Below are 26,758 nucleotides of genomic sequence, written 5' to 3'. Positions count from 1 at the left end.
AGCTACAGTATCTATTTTTCTAAGCAGATCACAATTTGTAATACAATACTATAGTAACTTATTTGCATTAACTAAGACTCAGGAAAAGATAGAATGAAAAAAATCCACCTTAGCTTGCTAGCCTTCAGTGTATTAACCGGTTCCGCTTACGCTACAAGCCCTTCAATGCAAGATCTTACCGCCAAGCTTGACCCCAAGGCAGCACCCGCAGAGAATTTTGATCTATCAAATTGGAAAATCACCCTACCTGAGCTCACTAAAGAAGGCTCCCGTAAAGGTAAAGCCTTAGAAATCGACAAGCATCGCTTAGCAGACACCAAAACGCCGTATATCCACCCTGAGTGGTTCTATACCAATGAACAAACCGGTGCTTTAGTATTCGTGTCACCTAATGAAGCCCCTACCACACCTAACAGTAAAAATACCCGCAGCGAATTACGCGCGATGCTGGCTGAGCATTATGGTGAACCGAAGAATAACTTTGTGGTGGCTTCTCACCCAGAGGCAAAAGAATATGGTGCCATTGGCGGTCAATTAAAAGCCACCTTGTCGGTTGACCAAGTCAGTACCAGCGGCAACCCTAAAAAAAATGGGGCTTATGCTGTCGTCATTGGTCAAATTCATGGGTCAAAAAACGAACCTTTAAAGATATCTTATCGAAAGCTGCCTGAGCATGAGTACGGTTCATTAAGTTGGAACTACGAGCTAAATCCGACTAAAGAGCTGCAGAATGCCAAAGATGAAAATGGTAAAAAACTGCGTAAAGACATTCGTCATGATGTTTTTGGTAAACACAATCTACGCCAAGGTGCTGCAGACCCCAAAGATGGCATCAAGCTAGGTGAAGTCTTCGCTTATGAGGTGAATGTTAAAGGCGATATCATGCACCTCACCTTCATCAAAAACCCAGGTACTGCTGAGGAATTAAGTAAAACCTATGATATTGACCTTACCAAGGGCAACTATCAAGGGCACGACGTTGACTTAGGTTATGGGCAGGACTGGATGTATTTTAAAGCTGGCGCTTATAATCAATGTAACACCAAAAAGAGTAGCTCAAACTGTGAATGGCGCGGAATGGAAGCAGGTGATTACACTCAAGCTAGCTTCTATCAATTAGAGCTTAACCAATAATCCAAGCTCGTCGCCTTACTATACGCGATGTAAGCCCCGCGTGGTGAGTCAGCAATGCACTAAAACTTACTAAGCCAGAACCTAGGTTCTGGCTTTTTTTATTAAAATATTAACTAGGCTTAACGATTACCTCAATAAACTCTGCCCAAGAGAAGCTAAGATAGTCAGATGACTATGCATAGCGCTACTCCTCACGGTGACTATCAACTATATTTGCGTGATAATCTATTAATAGCCAGCGCTCAAGGGCCTTGCCCCCCTCTGCCATAATTTTTGTCGTGACTTCATACAACTCGGTAAATCATTACGCCAGCCCTGGGCACACATGGTATTACTGAACAATAGGAACTAGCGGTACCTGAAGTGGAACAAGAGATTTGCCAATTACAGCAATGGTGTATTAAAAAAGGCATGAGCCATGTGGCTCAGGTATTCAGCTTTTCACCGCTGAAGGCATTTCAACTGCAGCGCATGCTCCCTGAAGAACAACGTTACCAGAAAGGAGGTGGCTTCAGCGGCTGAGCCAACAAGGATTTATCAGCGCCACTTCGATTATGTCGCCTGAACCAATCTATAAGGACTTTTCAAAAGCGTAATAGCTGTATTGATTTCGACCTTTTGCTTTAGCTCTATACATTGCAACATCCGCATTGCGTATCAATACCTCAGGATCCTGCCCATCTACTGGGTATAAGCTAATACCGATGCTCGCATGAACCGGCTGAGGTTGAGGCCCTAAGTTAATTTCTTGCGCTAAACGACGTAACACTTTGCTGGCTATTTCAGAGGCATCCTGGCCTTCTTTAATGCCCTCTAAGGCCAACATAAATTCATCGCCGGCAAAACGGGCAACACAGTCTTCAGCCCTTACCGTGTCGTGTAATACTTTGGCCACTTGTTTCAACAGTCTATCCCCGACATCATGACCAAAACTATCATTAATTTGCTTGAAATTATCTAAGTCGATAAATACCACTGCAAGCGTGGTATTGTGCCGCTGAGCTCGATGTATCATAGATTTTAGCTGCTCGATAAATAAGCCGCGATTAGGCAAATCAGTCAAACTATCGTGGCTTGCCATATAGCGAAGGTGTATCGCGTTATTCTTTAATTCATCTATTTGAGTGTTTATTTGTTGTGACATTGAGATAAAGGTATTAGCTAACAGGCCGATCTCATCGCTACGCTGACTAGGTAAAAGCTTAGTCACAGGTATTTCTCCAGCCCTGTATGCTTGCACTACCGAGACCATATTGCGAATCGGTCGTGATAATACCCTAGCAAATAACAATGAGGTAAGTAGGCCTAGTAAACTCAAGGCTAAACTCACCTTAATCATCGAACCCGCTAAGGAATCAATAATCGCGCCTAAGGTAGGCAAGGGACTGGCTAAACCCATTACCGCTAACCGTTGACTCGCGGGCGGCCCATAGAATAGAGGCGTAAACGACACGGCTCGCTGATAGCGAATATCAGTTGAAGAATCTAATACGTAAGTTAGGGCTTGGTAATTATCGAACATACTTTCCATTCTCGGAAAGTCATGTTGAATCAAATAGCGATGGCCAAAGTGAAAACCAAATTGTTTATCAGGGTTAGGATTCACCAAATAATCTCCCTGTTGATTTGCTAAGTATATTTCTACACCCTCGGGCAAATCGGCTTGCAACTGGCTAAATAAATTTTCTAAACCAACATTGATGACAATTAAGCCGATAGTTTGGCCGTCAATATGCACAGGCGCGGCAACTTTCAGGGTGGGTTGGTGTAGGCCAAGCTCTACCCCCTGCTCGGTATGAATATCAATAGCAGAAAGATAGACATCTCCTGCAGGTAAACGCAGTGTTCGAAATACGTAAGGGTAGTGAGATTTTTCTTCTAATAAACTGTCTTCAATGGCCACTAAACCATCACGAAGCCGGTCAACTCTAACCAGTTCTTTTCCAAAGTCTGCCGCACTAATAAAGCGAATTTGAAAATACGAAGGGTTAAGTCGCAGCTTTTGTTTAAAAATGTCGCTTAGCTGTTGACGGGTATCTTTAGAATATCGAGTTGTTTGCGGGATAGCACTCAAGAACAAGGTATCCTTTACTATTTCATCGATGGTTCGAATAAATCCACGGGTTAATATTTGAGTTGTTGTTGCTAATTCGCGTTCGGCGCTTTCTGCTAATAAACCGCGACTTTCATGATAACTGACGGTGGCAGTAACAATGGAAGCCAAAATACCAAACATAGCAAACCAAAGGCCAAAGCGCAGAGAGATAAACCTGCTCATGGTAGTTCCATCATTTGCAGAGTGTTTCCACTGATGATGTTTTGCCAAAAATGACTACGTTGCGGCTGGTCTTCTACCTGTTCCAACCAAATAATTTTATCCTCAGCCACACTGCGTTGATCTTGAACGATAGTATTTGCTAGGCCTTGTCGTTCGGTCAGCAATTGGCTCACTGATTTTTCAAGCGTGAAATTGATCCATTGGTGAGCCAACTCTCGATTTTGTAAACCACTCGATAACACCCAACAGTCAAGCCAAGCTAGCGCCCCCTCTTCAGGGATCACATAACCTATATTAGCACCCGCGTCCTCTAGTTTTTTCAATTGCTGTGCACCATAGTTGGCAAATACTAAGGCCACCGATTCCTGATTAAAATAATCCAAGGCTTCTTCAGGAGAGCGATAAAAAGTGAGCACATTGCGACGTAAGGCAAGCAAATGTTGCGTGCTTTGCTGAAACTGAGCGGCGGTAAGTTGAAAAGGATGATCGAAACCCAAAGCCATAGCCGCCAAGGAATAATTATGGGCGCTGCCATTGTAAGCCAAAATTTTTGCTTGGTACTTAGGGTCCCAAAGAACCTTCCATGATTGCGGGGGTTCGGAGAAAAAATCTTTGTTATAAATCAGGCCCATTTCTGAATAAGTGTAAGGAACGGCGTATACCGCATTACCTCTAGTCGCTCCAGGAATAGCTTTTATGGTTCTAAATCGGGGCAGTTGGTTAGCTAAATTAGGGATATTTTCAAGGTCTAAAGACAGGGCCAAGCCTGCATCAATATAGCGTTGCAACTCAGCAGTATTTACCGCAAATACATCGTAATTCGCACCGTTTTCATGGGCCATACGCAGCCACATGTCATCATCGCTGGTTATGTAACTCACCTTAACACTTACTTGATAACGCTGTTCGAATTCGGCCACTACATCAGCGTCGGCGTAACCAGGCCAAGCCAATACCCGCAAATCAACGGTTTCAGCCCAAACGTGCCAACTAGTGATATAGCCAAGTAGCAACACAGATAAAAATCGTAACATTCCTTGTTTCCTGAAGTTCTAAGTCCTTGTAAATCTATCATCCACACTCTTATATACCGCTATTCAGTATACGTTTATCAAAGCAATTGTGAATTAAAAGTTAAACGTACGTTTAAACTTAACTTCCACAAAAAGGTGGCTATTAGTAATGACCAACGCCTCGCATTACCCCACCCAATATACCAAATACTAGACTGCCAATGATGGATAAAATAATAAAGGCAGGGATCGACGCAATAGCAGCTTTCACCATAAACACTACCATAGACCAAAATGGCAATTTGATATCCACAATAGTAACCGCTTGATTATTATGATCTTCCATTATCATTCCTTAGTACATAACCGACTTATTTAGTTTAGTTCAAATAATCAATCGTAAGTACTCAATCTCCTTTAGATTGCAAAGCTTGGCCAAGTAATTCGAAGTAAGCAAGTGCAGCCTCACCAATAAGACGTAAATGCTCAGGTTCAGGGTAAGCGCCCGCTTTAGCCAATTCTGTTTGTTTGGTGCCACTAACCAAGTAACTATTTTTAATGTCTGTTCGGCTTTGAATCCACGCCTCAAAGGCGCGCGCCATCATTTCTGTGGGCAAACTAAAATAACGACGACGCAATTGTTTATCCAGCGTCACTGAACGACTCACGAAAGCATTGAGGTTTTGTCCATCGGGGCTAAGTAATACCGCCGCAAATAAACGATCTAGTCGAAGATTAAGCAGATGTTGATGTTGTGCGTCGTTGGCTAACCACCGAGTTGAAGCAAACTCATTGCGTTGCGCGGCATCGGTAAATAACTTGTTTGCCATATAATGGTCAAAGGCGTGCCACCACTCATGGGCTAAGGCGCCAGCCCCTGCATGTTTAGCTAAGGCAAGGGTACGACTCGCCGGAGCATAGTGGGCTTGAACATTTTGCTGGCCACCGGTGCCAAAGGCTAAACGTAAGCTGCCTCGCAGCCCCAAAGCATACGGAGGCAAATTCAATAGAAAAGCCAAATCAGCTAAGGCATCAAAAATAAGGCTCGCCGCGCGTGGTTTCTCTGCTGTAGTCACCCAAGCCCCTACGGCTAAACCTTCAAAACCAAAGGTGTGTTTTATATCGGCAAAATCCACCGCATCACCATGACGATAATCAGGGCCGCGCCGATAGTAGTCGCGATATAGGCCTATAGACTCATGATTGTCCGGCATTTTATAGCAAGGTTAACTACGTGTTTACTTTGGGATTAGGCCCAAACTGATTAGCCTCAGATTGGCTGTCTGAACAAAAGAAAAACAACAAGGTCAGTACACCAATGATTGGCAATAGTAAGATAAACAGCCACCAGCCACTGCGGTCGGTGTCGTGCAGCCTTCTTATAGCAACTCCCATTGAGGGCAATAACACGGCCAGCGCATATATCCCCCCCAACAAACCTAAACCTAGTTGAGGATTAACCGTTCCGCTGACAGTGTCAATCCAGCTAAATACCACACCAAACACACTGTTAATTAATACAAACATCCAATACTCTTTGCGCCTAGCACGCCCGCTAAACACCATGTATTGTTTTAGTACACCAAAATACCAATTCATCATTTTGCTCCATATAAAATTTGCAATAGCATCATTGGGAGGTTTCACTAAGCCTAGGCTTGATATTATACGTGGATTATTTAATACACGAAGAAAAATAGCAGTGAGGGAATGAAACGAAGGGTAGAATGTAAATATTTAGAGAAACGTCAGTGAGTAAACAACAAAAACATAGAAAAACGTTAAAGCCTAGTCCATCAGGCTCTAAAGAAAAATAGCTTATTTAGAAGCGGTAACCCAAGCCTAACCAACCAACGGTATCTGAGTCACTTATTCCTGCGTATGAACCACCATTTGGATTCATATGATTAACTTTCACGTAAGGTGTCCAACCACTTTGATGATGATAACTGAAGATAACTTCATGCTCATTGGCTCGACCTGAATAATCTAATTCTGTACCCGCGTAAATACCATCATCATCTAGATTATGATGAGTATAATCGTATGTTAGCTGCCAACCCGTATTGCCAAAAGTATAAGCTGCCCCTAACATAATTTTTCCATTCGTGAAGTCGCTAGAATCCGCCACATTACCAGCTACATCGACTTGCTGCCCCTTGCCTTGCTCCCAACCTAGACCCGCGCTAAGCGAAAAGTCATCGTTCACATTCATTGTTAAGTGAGCTTCAACTAACAAGTAGTTATCATCTGAAAGATCCACTTCATAATCATCGTTTACTGGTGATGAAAATTGACCATACTCGGCCATAAATGTCATATATTTGTTAGCGTCAATTGCGACGTCGACCTCATAGGCCAAGGCAGCCCAACCTTCACTATCGCCCATAATAGCTAAAGTAGCATTCTCATGAATTTCAAGGGCCACACCCATTTCGAATACATCATCAGTACTATATTCGATGTAAGCTGAATCCATACCAGCGAAAACTGCAGTCGATAAAAAAGAAGCTGACACAGTTAGGGCCACTAAAGACTTTTTCATTATATTATTTACCTTATTATTTATTCGCGCTGCAAATAAGACTCACAGCGACATTGGAATTGTTGAAAAACCTTGAGGATGATGAACAAGTGGCAAACGGGAGCGGTGATGAATAAGCATTAGCTACTCTATTCACTTCAACAATAACCCGCGTTTGCTTGATTCATCATCAACCAAGAGATTCATTGTTCCATGTAGCTCAAATGTGAGTAAGTAAGGTAAATGAAAAGTATTGTTTCACTAAATGAGATAGTTATCTTCAACAAAGCGAAGTTGATGAAACCACACTGAGCCTATGTAACTTCATAAACAATAGGGAATTAACTAGCGACTATTTAAAGTGCTTGGCTCAATAAAACATTACCGTCTATAAAATCAACATAATGCTGAATACTAGGTAAGCAATCATCCAGATGATGGGTAACATAAACCAAATGGCTCAAGTTATGTTTGGCCACTAACTCAAGTGCATTTAGTACGGTTCTACGATGTAGAAAATCTAAACCCTGGCAAGGTTCGTCTAATAGCAATAGTGTGGGGGCTTTAACTAAGGCTCTAGCAATAATCAATAGGCGCTGCTGCCCATAAGATAAGGACTTAAAATAATGTTTTTCTAGATGACCCATACCAAATAACTGCAGCCATAAACGCGCTTTTTCTATCTCTAATTCACTCGGTTTTTGATAGACACCGATGGAGTCAAACAAGCCCGACAATACAACCTCTAAAGCACTGCAATTAACCCGATATTGGAGATGTAAGCCAGCAGACACCATGCCGATGTGCTGCTTTATATCCCAAATACTCTCCCCTGTGCCACGTTGGTAACCCAACACTTCAATTTGATTGCTGTAACACTGCGGATGGTCACCAAAAATAAGGTTTAGTAATGTGCTTTTTCCACAACCGTTCGGGCCTCTAATTTGCCAATGTTGCCCCGGCGCAATACGCCAATTTAAATTGCTAAAGATCGGCACACCAGCATAGGTGACTTTACCTTGCTGAATAGAAAACAGCACTTGGGGTAAATCTGGCTGTTGATGGTGTCGAAGAGCGTCTATAATAGCGCTTGATTGTCTGCTTGCTTGTTGTTCGAGGCTTTGTCTCTCTGGGTGAGTCAACCATTGCTCTGTAGTTAATTGTTGACTCAAACCCTGCTCATCTAATACTGCTACATGACTAATAACCGAAGGTAATTCCTCATCTCGCGACGTAATTATGACTAATTGACAACGTTTAGCTAGTTGCTCTAGTAAGATCAGTAATTGCTGTTGATGGGTCAGATCTAAACCAGCGAATGGCTCGTCGAGAATTAATAACTGAGGCTCGTCTAACAAAGCTAAAGCAAGCATTAAACGACGCGTTTCACCGGTAGACAATAAGCGAAAACCTCGAGTCATCAAGCTTGTTAAATCACACTGCTGAACAACATTCGCTATGTGCTGAGTGTTACGACCCTTACGGGATAATAGCTCGGCGACACTGTGGCCAACATCAACCTGATCGGTAAAGTCACTATCATCTTCTGCTAATTCTTGCGCTAGTAAGGCTTGTTGCTGCTCTAACGAGACCAACCCGACTCGTTCAGGGCGACCACTATAGCGGCCTTGTTCGGCATTTAAATCACCGCTTAGCCACGCCCCAAGTAGCGACTTACCACTACCACTATGGCCAAAAATGGCCCAATGTTGGCCATGTGCCAACTCCCAGTGCTTAATGCTAAGTTGTCGCTCACCGGCGACTAAGCGTAAATCGTCAATAATCATTAAGTACCGCCATCCCAAAGTCTTACATATATTAGTCACTATCTTCGCCTAGACTAAAGCATTAATACACCGTAATTGGTAAACCCTTACGCTGAACTAGACTAAATCTAACGACGTTTGAATGATTTATCCTAATTCACAGGTCTGATAGGAAAGATAAATGCAACAGGAAGTGCGACACCGTGACTGAACCCTTAAATAGTAAGCCATCATCTCCTTACGTATCACCAGGAATGCCCGCGCTGGATATGAATGGTAAAACCACTTCTTTCTTTGAATTTTGGCCCACTTGGGCGGTGTATATTCCGGTAGTGCTGCAATGGTTAGTGCTTAGTGTACGCCACCGCTCTCTTACCCTGCCTCTGTTAGCCAACCCCAAATTACCGCTGGCGGGTATGGTTGGAGTAGGGAAAAGTGAGTTGTTAATACAAGCCACCGGCAGTTGTGATAAGGCTGTACTACCGTGGCTAAAAGTTAATCGTAGTGGCGCGCCTTTAGCGCGCCAAGTGGAAGATTTACTACAAATAATGCAACAACGCGGGCTACAGTTTCCTTTAGTCGGTAAGCCTGACATTGGCTGCAGAGGCGCAGGAGTAAAACTACTTCACAATCGCCAGCAACTGCAAGATTGCTTAGACAGTTACCCTATGAATTCGGCTATGCTGCTGCAAAAACTGGCCAGCTATGAAGCAGAAGCCGGCGTATTTTTTGTACGCCACCCCGATCAGCCAGCCGGGGAAATTATCTCTCTTGCCTTAAAATACACCCCTTATGTGGTGGGTGATGGGCAATCTAGCCTTAAACAACTAATTCAATCCGACCCGCGCGCCAGTGACTTACAGCACCTCTATTTAAGCCGTCACCAAGACAAGTTGGAGGAGATAATCGAGCAAGGCAAGCCCTACAAATTAGTATTTTCAGCCAGCCATTGTCGCGGGGCCATTTTCAGGGATGCCAATCAATTAATTACCCCTGAACTGAACGCCGCCATCAATAAAATGATGGCTGACTTACCGGAATTTTATTATGGGCGAATGGACATTAAATTTGCCGATATCGAGCACCTTCAACAGGGTAAAGATTTAGAGATTGTGGAAATAAACAGCGCGAGTTCAGAGTCTTTACATATATGGGATAGGAAAACGCCCTTCAGCGAAGCGATGCGTTCTTTACTCTTTCAATATAAAACCCTGTTTGAGCTGGGCGCTGCTAACCGTAAACGAGGTTACCAACCACCCAAGCTTAAAGAGTTACTGGTCCGCTGGAAACACGAGCGCGAGCTAACCGCCTATTATCCCGAAACGGATTAAGGAATCATCCATGCAGAATAAAAATAACCCTTTTAGGCTAAGCATGCGCCCGCAATGGCTAGCACGAATCATTGAAACAGCGCTTGGCCTTGCGAAACTCGCGCAAATCTATGATGACCGTCCTCACTACACTGATGATGGTAAAACCGCCTTAAATTTTTTGCGCTATACCATGCGCAGCTTAGATTTTTCTTTTCTGGCCAACAATCCGGAAGCCCTCAAGGAAATACCAGAACAAGGACCACTGTTGATTGTGGCTAACCACCCTCTGGGCGGACTAGAAGGTGTAGCAATGAGCGAACTCTTATTGCAAGTTCGCCCCGACCTGAAAGTGCTTACCAATGAATTACTGGCTAACATTCCCGAGTTTAAGGATTTATTTATCGGCGTAGATGTACTCTCTGAGCAGGCAGCCAAAAAGAATGCCCGTGGAATTCGACTGTCTTGTCAGCACCTCTCCAAAGGTGGCGCTTTAATGATTTATCCCGCGGGTATGGTATCGGCGATTAACACTGGAAATCGCCAAATAGAAGACCGCGAATGGAACAATTTGGTCGGGCGTTTGGCCAAACGTTATCAAGCTCAGATATTACCCTGCTTTGTTAGCGGCCGTAACTCCACCTTATTTTATCTTTCGGGCTTAATTCATCGTCGCTTACGCACCGCTTTACTCCCTCGCGAACTGGTCAATAAACGTGGTCGCGAATTCACGATGCAAGTGGGCGAATTAATTAAAGCCAAAGACTATCAAGACCTCAGTGATCAGCAGGCTGTCACTGACTACCTGCGTGTCGCTACTGATTTACTCAGTTTACCTATCAGCCAAACAACTACAACCGTGGCCAAACATCCTCCTTTACACCTTGTGGAGTGTTTACCTAATGGCCGCCAAGACTTACGCAAGCAACTCGACAATCTAGAAGATTGTATGCTGGTCACACACCGTAATTTTAGCGTTTATTGTGCTCCCTACTCGCGCCTTGGACCAATCATGGACGAGATAGCCTTAGCGCGAGAGGTGACTTTTAGGGCTGCCGGTGAAGGCACTGGCAACAACATCGATAGCGACCAGTTTGACCCCAATTACCTACACTTATTTGTATGGGATAACGATAGTCATTGCTTAGTGGGGGGTTATCGCTTGGGGCACGCCAACGAAATCGTTGCTCAACATGGTATTAATGCTCTGTATAGCCGTTCTTTGTATGACTTTGACCACAACTATTTAAAACGCATGGGCGATTGTTTAGAGATGGGCCGTTCATTTGTGGTACCTAAATACCAGCGACACCCGCGCGCCCTCGACTTATTGTGGCAAGGTATTGGCCACTACGTGGCGAAACATCCGCAATATCACACACTATTTGGCTGTGTCAGTATTTCCCAAGAACATTCTGAGCTGGCACAAGCCTTCATCTCAGACTCTATGATTTCAGCCTTTCGTGCCGAGCAACGTTACTTAAACGATGTAAAACCAATGGTGCCTCTTAAGGTGAAAGGCAAAGTATGGACCAGTAAGGTGCTGGCTTCTCTGAGCAATATCGCCATTTTAAACAAACTAGTTGGCCAATGTGAGCCCGGTAAAACCATTCCTATTTTGCTGCGCCATTACTTAGCCTTAAATGGCCGTTTTGTCTGCTTTTCGGTGAATAACAGCTTTAATCAGTCATTAGATGGATTGATTATTGTTGATCTAAGAAAGACACCTGAGAAATATTTGCGTCGTTACCTCGGTCAAACAGGTAGTCAACGATTTTTGAACAAATGGAGAAACAATGAAGCAGCTGCGTGAGGCGACCGTAGAAGCACTACAACAAGTGCAACAATTGGTGGAAGCAAGTGATGAAACACTCTATAACCAGCCATCATTACACAGTGAATCAGGTATTGGTCGTCATGTTCGCCACATTTTAGATCACTTTCTCGCGCTACAACTCGGTTTGGAGCAAGGCAACATTGATTACAATACTCGCCATCGTGATAGCGACATTGAAAATAATCCAAGCCTTGCACTCCAACTGATTGAACAGCTATCTGCTTGGATATTGCACCCAGCATCAGCCATCATCGAACGTGCCGTTACGGTTGAATCTGAAGTGTCTTTAAAGCAGCAATACAGCATGCAATTTGATAGCAGCTTAAGCCGTGAACTTTGCTACTTAATTAATCACACGGTGCACCATGTCGCTTACGCAAAGCTAGTCGCTAAAGAGTTAAGCTTACCAGTAAGCGACAGCGTGGGCATTGCCCCTAGCACTGCAAGTTACCTCCGCCACCAAGGGACTTAGCATGTGCACACTCAGTGTTCTTCGTCTTACAGACCATACTGTAATCACCATGAATCGCGATGAAGCGCGAAGCCGTCACGAAGCAGGCATTAAGCGCCAACACCAGGGTAAGCAGCAGCAACTTTATCCGGTCGACGGCCAAGCAGGTGGCAGCTGGTTCGGCATCAATAATCATGGAGTGGTACTGGCGCTGCTCAACCGTTATCAAGATCCTCAGCGTAGCGAAGCTCCCACTCGCGGACAGATAATACCCCAGGCATTAGCCTATGGTTCGGCCATCTCAGTAAGCCAGCATCTAGCCGCTCAAGACTATCAGCTTTATAACCCTTTTGATTTGGTGTTTATCGCAGCAACTATCAGCCAGCATTTCAGCTGGAACGGCCAACAATTAACCCTGACGAACTTAGACCAAAGCGCCTTCCAATTCAGCTCGTCAGCGATCAATACTGAGCAAGTATTATCAAGCCGCAAGCAACGTTTTGACCAGTGGTTACAGCATACTCTGTCTGCCAGTGCGGCGTCTGTATTACAAAAGATTCACCTGCAACAATGCCAGAAAAATCGCCAACACTCGGTGTTAATGGACCGCCACGATGCCCACAGCAAAAGTATTTGCCAAGTGCTGCTAGGAGCCAATACTAGCCAATTTGACTACTACCCAGAACAAAGTTTACAGGCTTGGCGAGAACAGCTACACCAACCACAACAGACGGCTTCGCTAGCATCGCTAAGCAAACAACAGCATCTGTTTCAACTGATTAATCCCGCTTTAATCGATGAGGTATCATCATGAAAAAACTGCTTTTAGTATTACTGTTTGTATCTGGCTATAGTTTTGCCGCCGATCCCATTTACACCCCTTGGTTTAATAACCTTGCCATTAAAGGTTACGACAGTGTGGCTTATTTCACTGATAATAAGCCCATAGAAGGCAGTGAACAATTTGAATATCAATGGCAAGGCGCCACTTGGCGATTTAGTAGTGCTCACAATTTGGCGCTGTTTAAAGCCGATCCTGAACAGTATGCCCCGCAGTATGGTGGCTACTGCGCCTACGCCGTCGCTAAAGGTAAAACGGCGAGTATCGAGCCTGAGCAATTTACCGTCCTAAATGGCAAGCTCTATCTTAATTACAACGCCAGTGTGCAACAAAAATGGCAAGCTGAGCGTGATAGCTACATAGAAAAAGCTGACAAAAACTGGCCTAAAGTACTCAATGATTAAACACTATCAAAAACTGGTTAATCAGCTAAGTCCTTGGCAAATAGCGTTGTTAGCGGCGCTACTTTACGGCGCTTGGGCGGCTTTTGTAAATAGTGAATATGGCAGCAATATCGCATTTAAAGCCGGCATTGTTCAGGGCAGTTATGCTTTTGGCTCTACTTGGTTAATTAGCTTTATCGCTAAATCGGTCTTGCAACACTGGGGGTATAGCCAAGCCGTTCGCTGCTTGGCTATGGCGGTCAGCTGGTTAGTGATGTTGTTTATTCCGGTCACCTTACATACTTGGCAACAGACCCCTGACTTAATTGAAGCGATGTTACCCGGCCTAGCCATTGGTAGTGTGTATTTATGGACTTATTGCTTTCAATTAGAAGCCAAGCCAGCCAGCACTTAACCCATGTCTTACTCGCGTTTGTTAGTTTTACTGTCTGGATGTTGTACCGTTTGAAGGTAGGCATAATCTAGCTTGTCTTGCTCCTCTTTCGCCCTACGCCTTTGTCTCTGATAGAGGCGTAGGCGTTTTACTTTTTCTTCCTGAGGGTTAGTCCAAGCCAGGTATAACAATCCACCGAGAGAGATCATACTCATCGCACTTAACAGGGCGGTGACCGATGACTCGGCGACACTAGTGGTTAATATCATATTCAGAATATGCACAAAGGCGATGACCGTTAATAATAAACGACCATGCAGGCTGCTATAAAGCAGAGAATAAGCGGCCAGTAAACTTAAAAACAATACCACTAGGGCGAGCTCAAAGCGTAACGGAAATATCCATATTCGATGCAGCAAGTTTTGCTCAGCAAAGCCCCCCCCTAAGGCTGTGGCGAGAAAAGCCAAGAAGGCACAACAAACAAAAATATTAATGGCATATTTGAGCGACTTGATATGTGTCATGACTCACCCTCAAACACCGTTCTCACTAAGCTTACTATAAACTATAATGTAAATAGTACTGATAAAAACCCACTCAGATCATGCTTAAAGCAATCGCTCTTGAACAGTTTGCTTGAAGGCAATCGACAAAAAAGCAGCGACAGAGACAATCACCGCAAGCCCCACCATTAGGGTTTAGATAAATGTTAGCAGTAAAGCTTAGCTGTCTACATCAAGTACTGCGCGATTACGCCCTTGATGCTTGGCTTTATACAGGCAGTTGTCCGCCAGCTCTAATAGGCTGGCAGATTCAATTACGTCTTTAGGGTCAACCAATACTCCGCCTAAGCTGATGGTGAGTACTGAGCCTACTAGAGAGCCCTTATGTTCTAACTGTAAATTGGCGACTTGCTTAACGATCCGTTCAGCCATTAGTGGTAACTCATGGGCGTCTACATTACATAACAACAAAGCAAACTCTTCACCGCCGACTCGAGCCACGCAGTCTTCGCTGCGCTTAACCACTGACACCAAGGCATGAGCGACCTGTTTTAAGGCTTCGTCACCCTGAGGGTGGCCATAATGATCGTTATAAGCTTTGAAGTAATCAATGTCAGCCATCATCACCGCGATTTTCGAACCGTGCCTCCGAGCACTCGCGATCGCCCGATTAAGCTCCCTTTTAAACGGGCGTCGATTAACCAAGCCGGTTAGTTCATCCGTTTCAGCTAACACTTGTAAGCGTTCATTCACTTGCAATAGCTCATTTTGCAAATGGGCCATGGCTGAGTCATTTTTGTCTTTAATGATGAGTCCACTGATAGCGGCAGCAAATTGACTCAACAAAATGATTTTATAATTCGGCCAAATAGAACAACTATTTAAACTAGTACAGGTTAATAAGCCAAAGGCTTTATTACCATCGCTTAACGGAAAAGTAGCCAAGGATTTTACCCCACGGCTCTTTAGTAATTGATACTCTTTCGGGGCCTGATATTTAAGCTCGCTGAGATCACTGACCAGAGTCGGTGATAGGTCGATTAAACGATGCTTTAATTCGTCTAAGCGACTTAAGTTGATCGGTTTAGTCGCTCTGGCGTGCCCAGCCGCACTCCAGCTCACTTTGCCAATGGCTTGCTGACGCTCAAACTCAATTATATCGACTCGATCCACTGCAAATAGACGACCAATAACCGCCGTGGTTTGCTGTAGCAGTGTTTTCGCATTGGTCGATTTTAAACTCAGAAAAGATAGCGATAACTCTGATAATTGCTGACTCGCTTCATTTTGCCAATTCAATACCGCGGTACGTTGATCAATGGTTTCTTCAAGCGCTTGACGGTGTTGATGTAATTGCTGCTCGGCTTCTAACCTAGCATCAAGGCCACGCTGTAATCGCTGTTGTAATTGCTGCATTGAACTAGCCACCAAGCCAATTTCATCTTTACGTTGCAGCAGTTTACTGGGGAGCTGTACCAGCTGTTGTTGTTCAGTGAAAATTTGGTCGGCTACCTCGGCCAGACGCCGTAAGTCACTCGTGACAATTCTTCCTACCAACAACAAAATAATTAGGCTCATCAAAAAAGTTTTCAAGCCATTAGTTAACAGAATCACCAATAGTTGCTCTGCGATATCTTGCTTCACTAAAGACAAATCTAAGCCTACGCTAAGTTGTCCAAGATGCTGTAGTTGGTAAACTAAGGGGTATACATGAAACTGTTGGCTAATATCAGCCTTGCCCAACTTCATGGTGATACCATCATCGGTTTGTAGATTAACCGTTGCCACATATTGCTGCTTTGAAAAACCCAGCAAAAGGTCATCTAACAAGGCATAATCCACATCCCAAATTGCCTGCTCAATAGCCGGTTTGTTGGCTTGACTGTACTTGCTCAAATTAGCTTCGGTTTGCTTCACCGCGGCATAATAGTTAAACGCCAGCTGCGCTGCTACCGATAACAAGGCAAACAGGGTGCTGGTACCAATAATTAATACCACTAAACGTTTACCGATGGGCCCGCGCAACCTAAATGCGTTTTTTTCCATAGAGGTTATCGCACTACCTGATGTTCAGAACCAAGTTGATGACTTTGCAACAAGCTGTCAAAAGGGATATTACTCCAGTCCTTGGATTTTAGCTGCTGATAGAACGGCGTATTCACTTGTAATAATTGGAACATCGGGGCATTAATTTTACTTGGGAGTGAGCGCCCCGCAGCATGATGATAGATCAGCGAAAGCCCCCACCCTGCAGCAATAAAATGTCCGCCACCCAAAGCACTGATATCGCCTTTCTCAAGCAAGCTAAGCGCTTGCTCTGAGGTATTCACTGTCCCAACATAAATGTCTTTTCCTGGTTCTAGTCCAGCCTCTTGAATCGCCGCTAAACTGCCAAATGCCATATGATCGTTAGCCGTCCACAGATATTTGAGCTGAGGATAACGCTTTAACAATACACGCGTTTGTTGATAGCTACGCAACTCTTCCCATTGCCCATAAACGATTTGTTTTACTTGAAGGTTAGCCTGTTGCTGGAAGAACCCCACAGCGCCAGCTTCTCGCTCTATTGATGCAGGGGTGGCTTTATTACCTGAAATCAATACTACTTGCCCAGGCTGGGCTCCTGCTTTGTTATACATTTCTTTGGCAGTTTGTTGGCCTATCCAATAATTATTGGGTACTAAGCAACTCAACAAGTACTTCTGCCAATGCGGGTTTTGGCTACGTAATTGTTGCTGCTGTAAATCAAGATCATTTAGCAGCACCACCACATACACCGGCAAGCCCTCTAACAAAGTGAGCATTCGTGGTAAGGCATTTTTCTCATTTACTAGCATGACATAATCAGGCAAACGCTGTTGGTTGATCATTTCCTCTAAGTGCTTAATCATTGAGTAATGATTACGTTGTGAGTGAAACGTGCGTAGCCGAATGCCTAAACGTTTAGCCGCTGCTTCAGCATAGAGATCCACATCAGACCAAAAGCTCTCATCAGCTTTACCGGGATTTAAAAACACCACTGAAGGCTGTGCCCAAGCTAGCGACCAGCCAAAAAACATCAAGCTCAGTAATATTCTTCTCAAGGTCTATTCACCCATAGGTACAAGTAATTGCTTATATAAAACTATAAACCACCCTACAAATTTAGCCTGTTTAGTTACACCAACAGGCCAATGAACGTCAATTAATCATAAAAAAAGCGCCAATTGGCGCTTATTCGGGAAATAGCATTACAAATTCAAGCGATGATGGCTGGCTGCACGCCGCAAAAAACTGTCTATACCACAGTGTCAAGGTGCTCTAATTAAGCCAGTTTCTCATTTAACTTTGGGTTAACTAGAGATAGCGCCATCAATAGAAATGGCAGTGCCATCAGGGCGGCTAATTGCTCGCTTATGGTTAAGCCGCTCACCCCAAAAGCCCCCACTAAACAGGCTGAACCGGTCATTTGCACAAACCCCAGCAATGCCGATGCGGTCCCAGCTTTATCACCGAAAGGGGATAATGCGCTGCCAGTGCCAACCGCAATGAGAAAGCAGAAGCCAATGCTAGAGACAAATACCGGCGCCATAAAGGCCAGTGGATGCAATATCTCTTGTGCCAAGATTAAGGCCACCGCCGATGCCCCCATTAAGCAAGCCCCTAACCACAAACCAACTGTTTGTCCCAAGCATTTAATCGCTTGAGGGGCTAAAAATGCGGCAATAATATTAATCAAGGCATTGGCGCCAAACCACAAGGCATAATCGCCACTGGACAGTTGCATATCCACCATTAGCCGGCCAGGAGATTGCGAAACATAGGCAATGATCATGGCCATGCCTAACATCACTAATAGTGAATAGAAGCGAAAACTACTCACCTTCAAAACGCTACCGTAGCGGCTCAAAGAGTATAAACGCCCACTAAACTGACTATCTTGAGGTTTGGTTTCTTTTAGCATCACCAGCATGGCCAATAACACCACCACTGCAAAACCAACCATAAACCAAAAGTTAGCCGACCAAGACCACCAGTGGGTCAATACGCCTCCTAGCAGCGGAGCTAAGGCAGGCACGATGCATATCACCCCATTAAGGTAACTAAAGATGCTTTTAGAGCGTTCAGTGCCAAAGTGATCACGCACCCCAGCAAAAGCTGCAACTGACAAACAACTGGCAGCAATACCTTGGCCTAAGCGCGCTAACATCAATACCTCATAGCTAGCAGCCAGCGCCGCTATGGCCGAGGTCACAACATAAATCACCGCCCCCAACAAGGCTACAGGTCGGCGCCCGTATAGGTCAGCCAGCGGCCCAACAAGTAGCTGGCCAATACCAAACGCAAATAAAAACACCGGAATAGTTTGAGTTATCCATGCGACAGGCACTTGAAAAGACGCCGCCATTTGCGGAATAGCGGGTAAAAAGATATCGATAGCTAGGGGCGAAAACAGCACCATCAACATAAACAAGGGTAAAGGATTAGACAAACGCATTCACAACTCCTAAATCTGGGCGCGTATTGTAAAACCGCTGTATTATGAATGGTAATGATGATTTGGATTCAGCCTAAGTCCCAATAGGAATATTATGTCTCAGCAATATGACTTAAATTTACTGCCGGTTTTACTCACCTTGCTCGAAGAGCAAAGTGTCTCTCGTGCTGCTGATAAACTATTCCTAAGCCAATCAGCCGTTAGCAAACAGTTGGCTAAGCTTCGCCTACAACTTAATGACCCGCTATTTGTGAGGCATGCAGGGGGGTTAAGCCCAACACCACGAGTGCGTAACTTAGAGCCTAAACTCCGGCAATGGTTACAAAACGCCAATCAAATCATTGAAGCTGAGGGCTTTGACCCCAATACCAGCCAGCGTAACTTTAACTGCTGTTTAAATGAAACCAGCTTTGCCACCTTGTTACCGCGTTTTTTTGGCAAACTGATGCAACAAGCACCAGGCCTTAAATTAGATACCCATCGTTTAGATAATAAAAGCATTGAAGGCCTAATAAAGGGAACATTCGATTTAGCCATTTTAGCGCGTGACAATGACCAGCGTGCGCCTCGAGAGTATCAAAGTAAACAAGTACCTAGCCAGCTACAGACCATTGAATTGTACAAAGAAGATCACGTTTGTTTAGTCAGGAACAACCACCCAGCCTTACAGCAACCATGGGACTTATCCGCTTATTTAGAGCAAGCCCATGTCAATTGTGAATGCGAGGTTGGCCCGCATTGGTTATTACATAAAGTGTTAGCCGAGCAAGGGCTACATATAGAAAACAGCAGCTTAACCGCAGACTTTTTTGCCGCAGCCCTACTCTGTCAATCAAGCGACTTAGTGTTCACCTGTACCCGCAGTTTTGCCAATGTAGTGAGCGGCACTCATCAGCTGGAGATCCTGCCCTTACCGGTAAAAATGGAGCCCTTTAGTTACTTATTGGCATGGCCTCAGCACCTAGAACAAGACCATGCTCACCGCTGGTTGCGCCAGCTCATTATTGAACATTGCCAGCAAACCACTTAAGTACTTTCATCTTGATTTAGTTTAAGTTTTTTAGCTAAGGGCTCGATAGCAGCGCCTTGTATCAACACCGAATACAGCACCACAAAAAACACCATATGCAACATCTCTAAAGAGCCTTCTACTCCAGCGGCGGCGGGGATCAAAGCAAACACGATAGGTGTTGCCCCCTTCAAACCGATAGAGGAGATAAATAGGCGTTTTTTCCAAGACGCTTGGCGAAACGGCAAATAACACAACTGCACAGCCAATGGCCTAGCGACTAACATCAATAATGCGCTGGGTATCAAGGCTAGCCAAACCACTTCGAGTAGTTGTTGAGGGAAAATTTGCAGCCCCAAAATAATAAACATCACCGATTGAGCTAACCATGAAATGCTATTAAAGAAGTGCTTATTAACTTCTTTACCGCGTTTAAGCCCATTGCCAATCACCACGCCCGCTACGTATGAAGCGATTAGAATATTTCCCCCAGCAAATTCACTGCCATAGGTGGCTAATATGAAGCACGCCAACACAAACACTGGAATCAAACCATACTCTTGCAAACTGATGCGCCGTAGGGCCAGCACACATAATTTGCCCATAACATAACCAATACCAACGCCCGCTAGTACCTGTATGCCTAAGGTTTGGCTTATTTGCATCACCGAAACACCGCTATCGGGAGCTAACGACAAGCCAGTTAGTATGACGACCATAATTAAAGCGACCGGGTCATTGGTAGCCGATTCAAATTCTAAAACGGTGTCGGTGCTTTCTTTTAGTTTTAGTTTTTTAGATTCAAGAATAGAGAATACCGCTGCGGCATCGGTTGACGAAATCACTGCCGCAAATAACAAACAATAGATAAAGTCATAATCAAATAAAGCATAGAAAATCACGGCAAAAATCAGTGAAGTGAATACCACGCCAAAAGAAGACAACACTCCGCCCTCTTTATAGGCCACTTTAATGCTATTAATCGGCGTATTAATGCCTCCGACAAAAACAATAATGTTTAAAGCGAAAGAACCCACCAGAGAAGAGACCTGCAAATTGTCATACACAAAATTGAACTCGCCATTACCCACCGTAAGGCCCACGCCCATAAAAATCAGTAACGAAGGGATGCCCAGGGTACGTGAAGGGTGATGTAATAGAATGCCGACGGCAATAAGCCCCGCAAGGCCAAGTAATATCAATTGATAGGGCATAGCAACTCCAAAAGATGTTTAAGCCATAATAGCATAGCTAAGATGTTGAATTTTGGTCCTTAAGCAATTTAAGTTTAAGCGTATTTGTCACTCCCCGGCGTTAACTGTTAGCCCGTTCTTTAGCGCTCTGTTAAAACATCACCTAACTACACACCTACCGGCTTGGCTTACTACACCCGCCAGATCCGTAACACTGATAGGTATATTCCTCAGTCGTTGAGCGACACCACAAGATTTGGGTTTAGGTGCTTTTTCGGCCAATAATAAAGGCTAGAATCGCCACGCAATTTTAGCCACTTATGGTAAATATTCACTGGCTCACCATGTTTTTCTCTTCTGCACAAAAAAAATTGCTGAACCACCGACAATACACGATAAAAGTTAAGCACTTAAGGACAAAGTATGCGATGTTAGACGGATACGCATTCACGGAGGATCAGAATGGCGCAGTTGTCGTTTAAACTAAAATTGTTAATCAGTATCACGCTACTATTTATTTGCTTGTTAAGCAGCATGTTAATCTTTGGAGGTGCTTCGCTAAGTGCCGAGCAAGCCGCCGCAGCTAGCCAGCTAGATGCCCGTCAACTTCAAGACTTATTCGCCCAAACAACCGCAGATGCACATAGTACTATGCTATTGATCGCGGTGATTGGTGGAGCCATAGCGCTTTTCATTATTTCACGCATTGTACAAAGCTTTTTAGACCCATTAGCGGAAGTGACTCGCCGCATTGGTTACCTAGCAGGTAATGATGGAGACTTGACACTCAAGCTCGATATTCAAGGTCATCAAGAGCTGGTCAACATGTCCGGTGAGTTTAATGCCTTTACCGAAAAGCTACGCTTAATGGTTAACGAGCTGCAAAAACAATCTGACCACCTCACTCAAGGCTCACTCACCCTAGCCAAGAATGCAGAATCAGCCGGAGAAGCTAGTCGCTTACAACATAGCGAAACCGACAATGTTGCCACTGCAGTAAACCAAATGTCTTCAACAGCCAGTAATGTTGCTGAGTTAGCCAACGGTACCGCCAGCAATGCGCAACAAGCAGAGCAGCAGCTAAGCCAAACTCAACAAGAGTTTCAAAGCTCGGTAGAGCAGATCCGCAATGTATCTGGCAGTATGGAAGGCATTAGTGAGCGCATCACTAAGGTCGCAGGGCGTAGCCAAGATATTAACAGCATCTTAGAAACCATTCGTGGTATTGCCGAGCAAACTAACTTACTGGCTCTCAACGCAGCCATTGAAGCCGCAAGGGCTGGTGAGCAAGGAAGAGGTTTTGCGGTGGTGGCCGATGAAGTGAGAAACTTAGCAGGCAGAACCCAAAGCTCTACCGAAGAAATTAATCAACTGATTCAAGCACTACAAAGTGATGTAAATGCCACCGTTGATTTAATTGCTACGAGCCGCGAGCAAGTTAACAGCACAGCCAAAGACACTGAAGCCAGCTATGAACAGTTGCATACCGTTGTGGCCAGCATCGCGGCCATCAATGACAATGCCGCTCAAGTGGCTACTGCTGCTGAAGAGCAAAGCCATGTCAGCGCTGATATTAATCGCAACATTACCGGTATTGGCGAAGCGGCTGGAGTGCAAAACTCTCTGGCACACGACATCGAAACCCTTAGTGGCGAATTATCACAAGTAGCTAACCTACTTAACCAACAGCTTTCAACATTAAAAGCAGAATAAGTCCTCGACGTCGCTAAAGGCTAGTTATTAGCCTTTAGCGATAGCACCATCGCTTGCTATACCTATTGATTCTTGGCTTAAGCTAGCCGCTGAATCGCCAGCAATCCCTCCTTTGTGAATCTAAAGCAGTACTTCCTCCTGCCATGCGCGAGCTAGCGTTTTGCTGTTGCGCACACATTTTGTGTAGGGGCTGGTCTATCCTTAAAGTGAACACGTCTAAAGAAGACGTTAATCTCGAGATTGGAGGTGCATTATGACCATGACTCTACAGTTTTTAGGTGCTACCGAAGAGGTGACCGGCTCTTGTCATCTGCTCTCGATAAATGGCAAAAACGTATTATTAGATTGTGGTCTAATTCAAGGCAGTAAAGCCGACGCATTACGCAATCACCAAGCCTTCTCTTTCGATCCTAATAACATCGATGCGGTTATTCTGAGTCATGCGCATATCGACCACTCAGGCAGGATCCCTCAGCTAGTAAAATCAGGTTTTAACGGACCTATCTATACCCATAAAGCCTCGGCAGAGCTTTGTGCAATCATGCTCAAAGATGCCGCGATGCTGCAACAACGTGATACCGAGAGACAAAACAAAAAGCGAATTAAAAACAATCTTCCTGAGCTTGAAATACTGTTTGATGAAGACGATGTCGCACAGACCGTTAAACAATTCTATCCCTTGAGTTACGGGCAGAAGGTGGAGGTACTTCCGCAACTCACTATTCAGCTATCTGATGCCGGACATATTCTAGGCTCAGCCATTGTTGAACTCTGGATAAGTGAAATAGGCACTCAGAAAAAGCTGGTGTTTAGCGGTGACTTAGGGCGTGAAGGCATGCCAATATTGAATGATCCAGTGGTTATTAAGCAGGCTGATTTAGTCCTAATGGAAAGCACCTACGGTAACCGTTTACACCGTTCTTGGGATGACACCATTAACGAACTTGAGCAAATATTCTCAGCCGCTATTAGCGGCAGCCGAGGTAATATTCTACTTCCAGCCTTTTCTGTCGGTCGCGCTCAAGAGCTACTGTATTTATTTCATTTATATGCCAAACAGTGGGATTTATCACGCTGGAAGATTTGCTTAGATAGCCCAATGGCAATTGAGGCCACCAAAGTTTATATCAACAATTATCCGGTGATGGACGATGACTTTAAACGCTTTACCCGCCAGCATCCAGGAGAGCACCCGCTACTGTCAAATATAGAGTTTATTCAAAGTACTGAAGAGTCGATGGAACTGAATGACATTAGCCAAGGTTTAATCATTATTGCTGGCAGCGGTATGTGTAATGGCGGTCGGATCCGCTGCCATTTAGAGCACAATCTATGGCGCAGTGAATGTGATGTAATTATTTGTGGCTATCAAGCGCTAAGCACCCCTGGGCGCCTATTAGTCGATGGCGTAGACCACCTCACCATTCACGGTAAACCGGTTAAAGTAGCCGCTAAACTACACACGGTAGGTGGTTTATCAGCACATGCCGACCAAGCAGAGCTAATGCATTGGTATCAACAGTTTGAGGATGCCCCGCCTCTGATTCTAGTACATGGGGAAGCAAGTGCTCAGCAAGGCTTGATCGAGGCAATCCAAGCCTCATCGGCGATTCGACCACACTCGATAATAACGGCAAAACGGGGGGATAAGTTAGATATCAGCGCCTTACCTGAATTAGTTTGGTTGCCCTAAGCCACTACAGCACATACTCATAAATGGCAGCAAAGTGGCAGGCACATCCTGCCACTACAAATACATGCCATATGGCGTGGGTGTAGGCTTTATGTTTGGCCACATAAAACATCGCACCAACACTAAACAATAAGCCCCCTGCTGCAATTAACCACAAGCCACCTGCCTGTATATGCTGATACATAGGGTAGGCCAATACTAAGGCCAACCACCCCATGGCCAAATAAGTGGTCAGCGACACTTTGGGAAAGCGAGTGCCTGTAAGCAACTTGAAGCCCACTCCGAAGGCTGCGAGGGTCCAAATAACAATCATCGAAACCAGTGATAACCAGCCATCAAAAGCAATCAGTAAAATGGGAGTGTAGGTTCCGGCGATCAGCAAATAAATAGCCGAGTGATCAAACAGTTTTAAACCGGCTTTCCAAGCCTGATTGGGCACCGCATGGTAAAGCGAAGAAGCCAAAAATAACAAAATCAGCGAACCGCCATAAACGCCAACAGCACTAAGCTCCAGCGGCCCTTTAGCTTTACCAACAAGCATCACTAAGCCCAAGATGGCAATCAGCAAACCGAGTAAGTGAGACACTACATTGAGCATTTCTTCTCTAGCAGAGTAACTAGTGGGGACAAGCATGTCGTGACCTACATTTTTAATCTTGGCTACTACCTTAATATTTCAGCGTACACTTGTACACTGAAATATTTAAACAAGCAATATGGCAAATGAGTAGCTACAACTTAAACCCGCAACACAGCAATAAAGACATACCGCATGTAGGAGATGAAGCCAGCCACAAAACGTCAACTATTAACAATAAAGTAAACATCGCGAATTTAACGTGACTTGTTTTTAGTCGCCAACTACGCCCGCAAAAACATTTGCTTATCCTATACTAAGATGGCACTGAAAAACTGGCGCTTCACAGATAGAGGACGATGGATGAAACAACAGTTACCACTGGCCTTAGCCAAATCTTTAGCTATCAGTGAAGACCTGAGTCAGCTGCAGTTTCAACAGCTGCTTAAAAACATCAGCGATGACCCTCAATTAAAACAGTTTGCTCCTGATGGTGTTTGCCAAATCGACCCTCGCAACGGCAATTTGGTGATCTACAATTCAGCGAGAGCCAAACGGGTACACACCACCGCTAAACCCGTGGCCACGCATCAAGATAGCCAATGCCCGATTTGTGAAGGGAAAAGCGCCGACATTTTAGATATTGCCGAGCACAGTGAAGGCTTTACCTTCATTAATAAAAATCTCTATCCTATTTTTCATCCCATTGAAAACCTCCCCTATGAAGAGGCTGACTATTTCCAACATCAGGATCCCGAGCATCTAGGTCGCGCTTCTTATGGTTTTCACCTACTGCAATGGACGTCATCCATTCATAACAAAGACTGGCAAAACCTGCCCTTTAATGACGCACTAATTAGCTTTAAGCGCTTAGCTTTTTTAGAAAAAAGCTTACTTAATCAACCCACTGATTTCATGGCTCGCTCTGAAACCCAATTAGCTCAAGAGTCGGTAAGTGGTTACGTATCGATCATCAAAAACTATGGTGCTACCGCAGGTGCCTCTTTGGTGCATGGCCACCAGCAAATTGCTTACAGTAATATTTTGCCGCAGCATTTCTTCAATAATCTGCGTTTCAGGAAGCGGCATAATAAATCGTTCAGTCAGTATATGATTGAAGAAAACCCCACTGAGCTGCTAGTAAAGGATTATGGCGAATGGCAACTAATGGTACCGTATTTTATGAAGCGCCCGTTGGACATGTTGCTAATAGTTAAAGATGCTAACAAGCGTTACCTTCATCAATTAACCGAGCTAGAACAGCAGCAATTGGTGTTAGGATTACAGCAGGCTATTCAAGCTATTTTAACATTAATGCAGCAAATGGACATCAGCCCAGCTTACAACATGATTGTGAATAATGGCCCTGGTTGTGGGCTATATGTTGAGTTTCTACCCAAAACCCAAATGATGGGAGGTTATGAGCAAATAGGCTTGTTTGTTTGCCAAGCTAATGCAGCCGACTCGGCTGAGTTGTTGCGTCAGCACATTTGCCTACCCAAAGATAAGTAACAAAATTTTTCACTGTGTAAATACTAATGCAATGCTCAACAATACAGCCCTAAGATCATGAAAATGTCATATAAATCAAAACAATGACATTTTTTTAAATATTATAATAATCTTTAGTTTAAGCGCATTGTTAGTGTAATATTCTTCCCG

The 26,758-nt window shown here is 44.4% G+C and carries 25 protein-coding genes; 12 read left to right on the top strand and 13 right to left on the bottom strand.

Annotation, left to right across the window (positions count from 1 at the left end):
* Positions 1–93: 93 nt before the first annotated feature.
* Both ACVFI8_RS11535 and ACVFI8_RS11530 read left to right on the top strand, forming a co-directional pair.
* The gene (locus tag ACVFI8_RS11535; protein ID WP_248713340.1) at positions 94–1,134 is read left to right on the top strand and encodes a polysaccharide lyase family 7 protein; all 1,041 of its coding nucleotides are present in this window, start codon (positions 94–96) and stop codon (positions 1,132–1,134) included.
* Positions 1,135–1,497: 363 nt separating this feature from the next.
* Complete coding sequence (locus tag ACVFI8_RS11530; protein WP_248713341.1) at positions 1,498–1,656, top strand: hypothetical protein; 159 nt, start codon at positions 1,498–1,500, stop codon at positions 1,654–1,656.
* 49 nt (positions 1,657–1,705) lie between these two features.
* Here the strand turns inward: ACVFI8_RS11530 and ACVFI8_RS11525 are convergent, their stop codons facing one another.
* From ACVFI8_RS11525 to ACVFI8_RS11495, 7 genes are all read right to left on the bottom strand, one after another.
* The gene (locus tag ACVFI8_RS11525; protein WP_457871406.1) at positions 1,706–3,412 is read right to left on the bottom strand and encodes a diguanylate cyclase domain-containing protein; all 1,707 of its coding nucleotides are present in this window, start codon (positions 3,410–3,412) and stop codon (positions 1,706–1,708) included.
* Complete coding sequence (locus ACVFI8_RS11520) at positions 3,409–4,446, bottom strand: extracellular solute-binding protein (RefSeq protein ID WP_248713343.1); 1,038 nt, start codon at positions 4,444–4,446, stop codon at positions 3,409–3,411. Before ACVFI8_RS11520 ends, ACVFI8_RS11525 begins: the two co-directional genes overlap by 4 nt.
* A gap of 142 nt (positions 4,447–4,588) precedes the next feature.
* Positions 4,589–4,771 (bottom strand): hypothetical protein, encoded by a 183-nt coding sequence (locus ACVFI8_RS11515; protein WP_248713344.1) that lies wholly within the window; start codon positions 4,769–4,771, stop codon positions 4,589–4,591.
* 61 nt (positions 4,772–4,832) lie between these two features.
* Positions 4,833–5,639 carry a CLCA_X family protein gene (locus ACVFI8_RS11510; RefSeq protein ID WP_248713345.1) on the bottom strand — a complete coding sequence of 269 codons (807 nt, stop codon included), beginning with the start codon at positions 5,637–5,639 and terminating at the stop codon, positions 4,833–4,835.
* Between the two features lie 16 nt (positions 5,640–5,655).
* Positions 5,656–6,024, bottom strand: coding sequence for a DUF805 domain-containing protein (locus tag ACVFI8_RS11505; protein ID WP_457873825.1), 369 nt, complete (start codon positions 6,022–6,024; stop codon positions 5,656–5,658).
* Positions 6,025–6,247: 223 nt separating this feature from the next.
* Positions 6,248–6,970 carry an outer membrane beta-barrel protein gene (locus ACVFI8_RS11500; protein WP_248713346.1) on the bottom strand — a complete coding sequence of 241 codons (723 nt, stop codon included), beginning with the start codon at positions 6,968–6,970 and terminating at the stop codon, positions 6,248–6,250.
* A 335-nt stretch (positions 6,971–7,305) separates the two neighbouring features.
* Entirely contained in the window at positions 7,306–8,736 is a 1,431-nt protein-coding gene (locus tag ACVFI8_RS11495; RefSeq protein WP_457871405.1) for an ATP-binding cassette domain-containing protein, read from the bottom strand.
* Positions 8,737–8,918: 182 nt separating this feature from the next.
* Here ACVFI8_RS11495 and ACVFI8_RS11490 point away from each other — a divergent pair, with 182 nt between their 5' ends.
* From ACVFI8_RS11490 to ACVFI8_RS11465, 6 genes are read left to right on the top strand one after another with little or no spacing between them, the layout of a single operon-like run.
* The gene (locus ACVFI8_RS11490; RefSeq protein WP_248713348.1) at positions 8,919–10,046 is read left to right on the top strand and encodes an ATP-grasp domain-containing protein; all 1,128 of its coding nucleotides are present in this window, start codon (positions 8,919–8,921) and stop codon (positions 10,044–10,046) included.
* 10 nt (positions 10,047–10,056) lie between these two features.
* Complete coding sequence (locus tag ACVFI8_RS11485; RefSeq protein WP_248713349.1) at positions 10,057–11,838, top strand: lysophospholipid acyltransferase family protein; 1,782 nt, start codon at positions 10,057–10,059, stop codon at positions 11,836–11,838.
* Positions 11,822–12,334 (top strand): hypothetical protein, encoded by a 513-nt coding sequence (locus ACVFI8_RS11480; RefSeq protein ID WP_457871404.1) that lies wholly within the window; start codon positions 11,822–11,824, stop codon positions 12,332–12,334. Before ACVFI8_RS11485 ends, ACVFI8_RS11480 begins: the two co-directional genes overlap by 17 nt.
* A gap of 1 nt (position 12,335) precedes the next feature.
* Complete coding sequence (locus ACVFI8_RS11475; protein WP_457871403.1) at positions 12,336–13,127, top strand: NRDE family protein; 792 nt, start codon at positions 12,336–12,338, stop codon at positions 13,125–13,127.
* Positions 13,124–13,558 (top strand): YHS domain-containing (seleno)protein, encoded by a 435-nt coding sequence (locus ACVFI8_RS11470; protein WP_248713352.1) that lies wholly within the window; start codon positions 13,124–13,126, stop codon positions 13,556–13,558. Before ACVFI8_RS11475 ends, ACVFI8_RS11470 begins: the two co-directional genes overlap by 4 nt.
* Positions 13,551–13,952, top strand: coding sequence for a hypothetical protein (locus ACVFI8_RS11465; protein ID WP_248713353.1), 402 nt, complete (start codon positions 13,551–13,553; stop codon positions 13,950–13,952). The genes ACVFI8_RS11470 and ACVFI8_RS11465 overlap by 8 nt, the downstream gene beginning before the upstream one ends.
* Positions 13,953–13,960: 8 nt before the next feature.
* Here ACVFI8_RS11465 and ACVFI8_RS11460 read toward each other — a convergent pair whose 3' ends face one another.
* The 4 genes from ACVFI8_RS11460 to ACVFI8_RS11445 form a co-directional block, all read right to left on the bottom strand.
* Positions 13,961–14,455: a hypothetical protein gene (locus tag ACVFI8_RS11460; RefSeq protein ID WP_457871402.1), complete on the bottom strand. Its 495-nt coding sequence runs from the start codon at positions 14,453–14,455 to the stop codon at positions 13,961–13,963.
* 198 nt (positions 14,456–14,653) lie between these two features.
* Entirely contained in the window at positions 14,654–16,480 is a 1,827-nt protein-coding gene (locus ACVFI8_RS11455) for a sensor domain-containing diguanylate cyclase (RefSeq protein WP_457871401.1), read from the bottom strand.
* 5 nt (positions 16,481–16,485) lie between these two features.
* Positions 16,486–17,517 (bottom strand): ABC transporter substrate-binding protein, encoded by a 1,032-nt coding sequence (locus ACVFI8_RS11450; protein ID WP_457871400.1) that lies wholly within the window; start codon positions 17,515–17,517, stop codon positions 16,486–16,488.
* Positions 17,518–17,738: 221 nt separating this feature from the next.
* Positions 17,739–18,911, bottom strand: coding sequence for a multidrug effflux MFS transporter (locus ACVFI8_RS11445; RefSeq protein WP_248713357.1), 1,173 nt, complete (start codon positions 18,909–18,911; stop codon positions 17,739–17,741).
* Between the two features lie 94 nt (positions 18,912–19,005).
* Between ACVFI8_RS11445 and ACVFI8_RS11440 the strand changes: the two genes are divergently transcribed.
* Complete coding sequence (locus tag ACVFI8_RS11440; protein ID WP_248713358.1) at positions 19,006–19,941, top strand: LysR family transcriptional regulator; 936 nt, start codon at positions 19,006–19,008, stop codon at positions 19,939–19,941.
* On the opposite strand, the gene ACVFI8_RS11435 is transcribed toward ACVFI8_RS11440, so the two are convergent.
* Positions 19,938–21,134: a potassium/proton antiporter gene (locus tag ACVFI8_RS11435; RefSeq protein ID WP_457871399.1), complete on the bottom strand. Its 1,197-nt coding sequence runs from the start codon at positions 21,132–21,134 to the stop codon at positions 19,938–19,940. The genes ACVFI8_RS11440 and ACVFI8_RS11435 overlap by 4 nt on opposite strands.
* 441 nt (positions 21,135–21,575) lie before the next feature.
* On the opposite strand from ACVFI8_RS11435, the gene ACVFI8_RS11430 reads away from it, so the two are divergent.
* Both ACVFI8_RS11430 and ACVFI8_RS11425 read left to right on the top strand, forming a co-directional pair.
* Positions 21,576–22,826, top strand: coding sequence for a methyl-accepting chemotaxis protein (locus tag ACVFI8_RS11430; protein ID WP_248713360.1), 1,251 nt, complete (start codon positions 21,576–21,578; stop codon positions 22,824–22,826).
* 253 nt (positions 22,827–23,079) lie between these two features.
* Positions 23,080–24,519, top strand: a complete 1,440-nt coding sequence (locus ACVFI8_RS11425) for an MBL fold metallo-hydrolase RNA specificity domain-containing protein (RefSeq protein WP_457871398.1) — start codon at positions 23,080–23,082, stop codon at positions 24,517–24,519.
* A gap of 4 nt (positions 24,520–24,523) precedes the next feature.
* Here ACVFI8_RS11425 and trhA read toward each other — a convergent pair whose 3' ends face one another.
* Complete coding sequence (gene trhA / locus ACVFI8_RS11420) at positions 24,524–25,153, bottom strand: PAQR family membrane homeostasis protein TrhA (RefSeq protein ID WP_457871397.1); 630 nt, start codon at positions 25,151–25,153, stop codon at positions 24,524–24,526.
* A 306-nt stretch (positions 25,154–25,459) separates the two neighbouring features.
* On the opposite strand from trhA, the gene ACVFI8_RS11415 reads away from it, so the two are divergent.
* Positions 25,460–26,608: a hypothetical protein gene (locus tag ACVFI8_RS11415; protein ID WP_248713363.1), complete on the top strand. Its 1,149-nt coding sequence runs from the start codon at positions 25,460–25,462 to the stop codon at positions 26,606–26,608.
* Positions 26,609–26,758: the final 150 nt, after the last annotated feature.

The organism is Agarivorans sp. MS3-6 (assembly GCF_054112545.1).
Note: the sequence above shows the minus strand (reverse complement) of the source record. Positions and strands in the feature narration are given on the sequence as shown.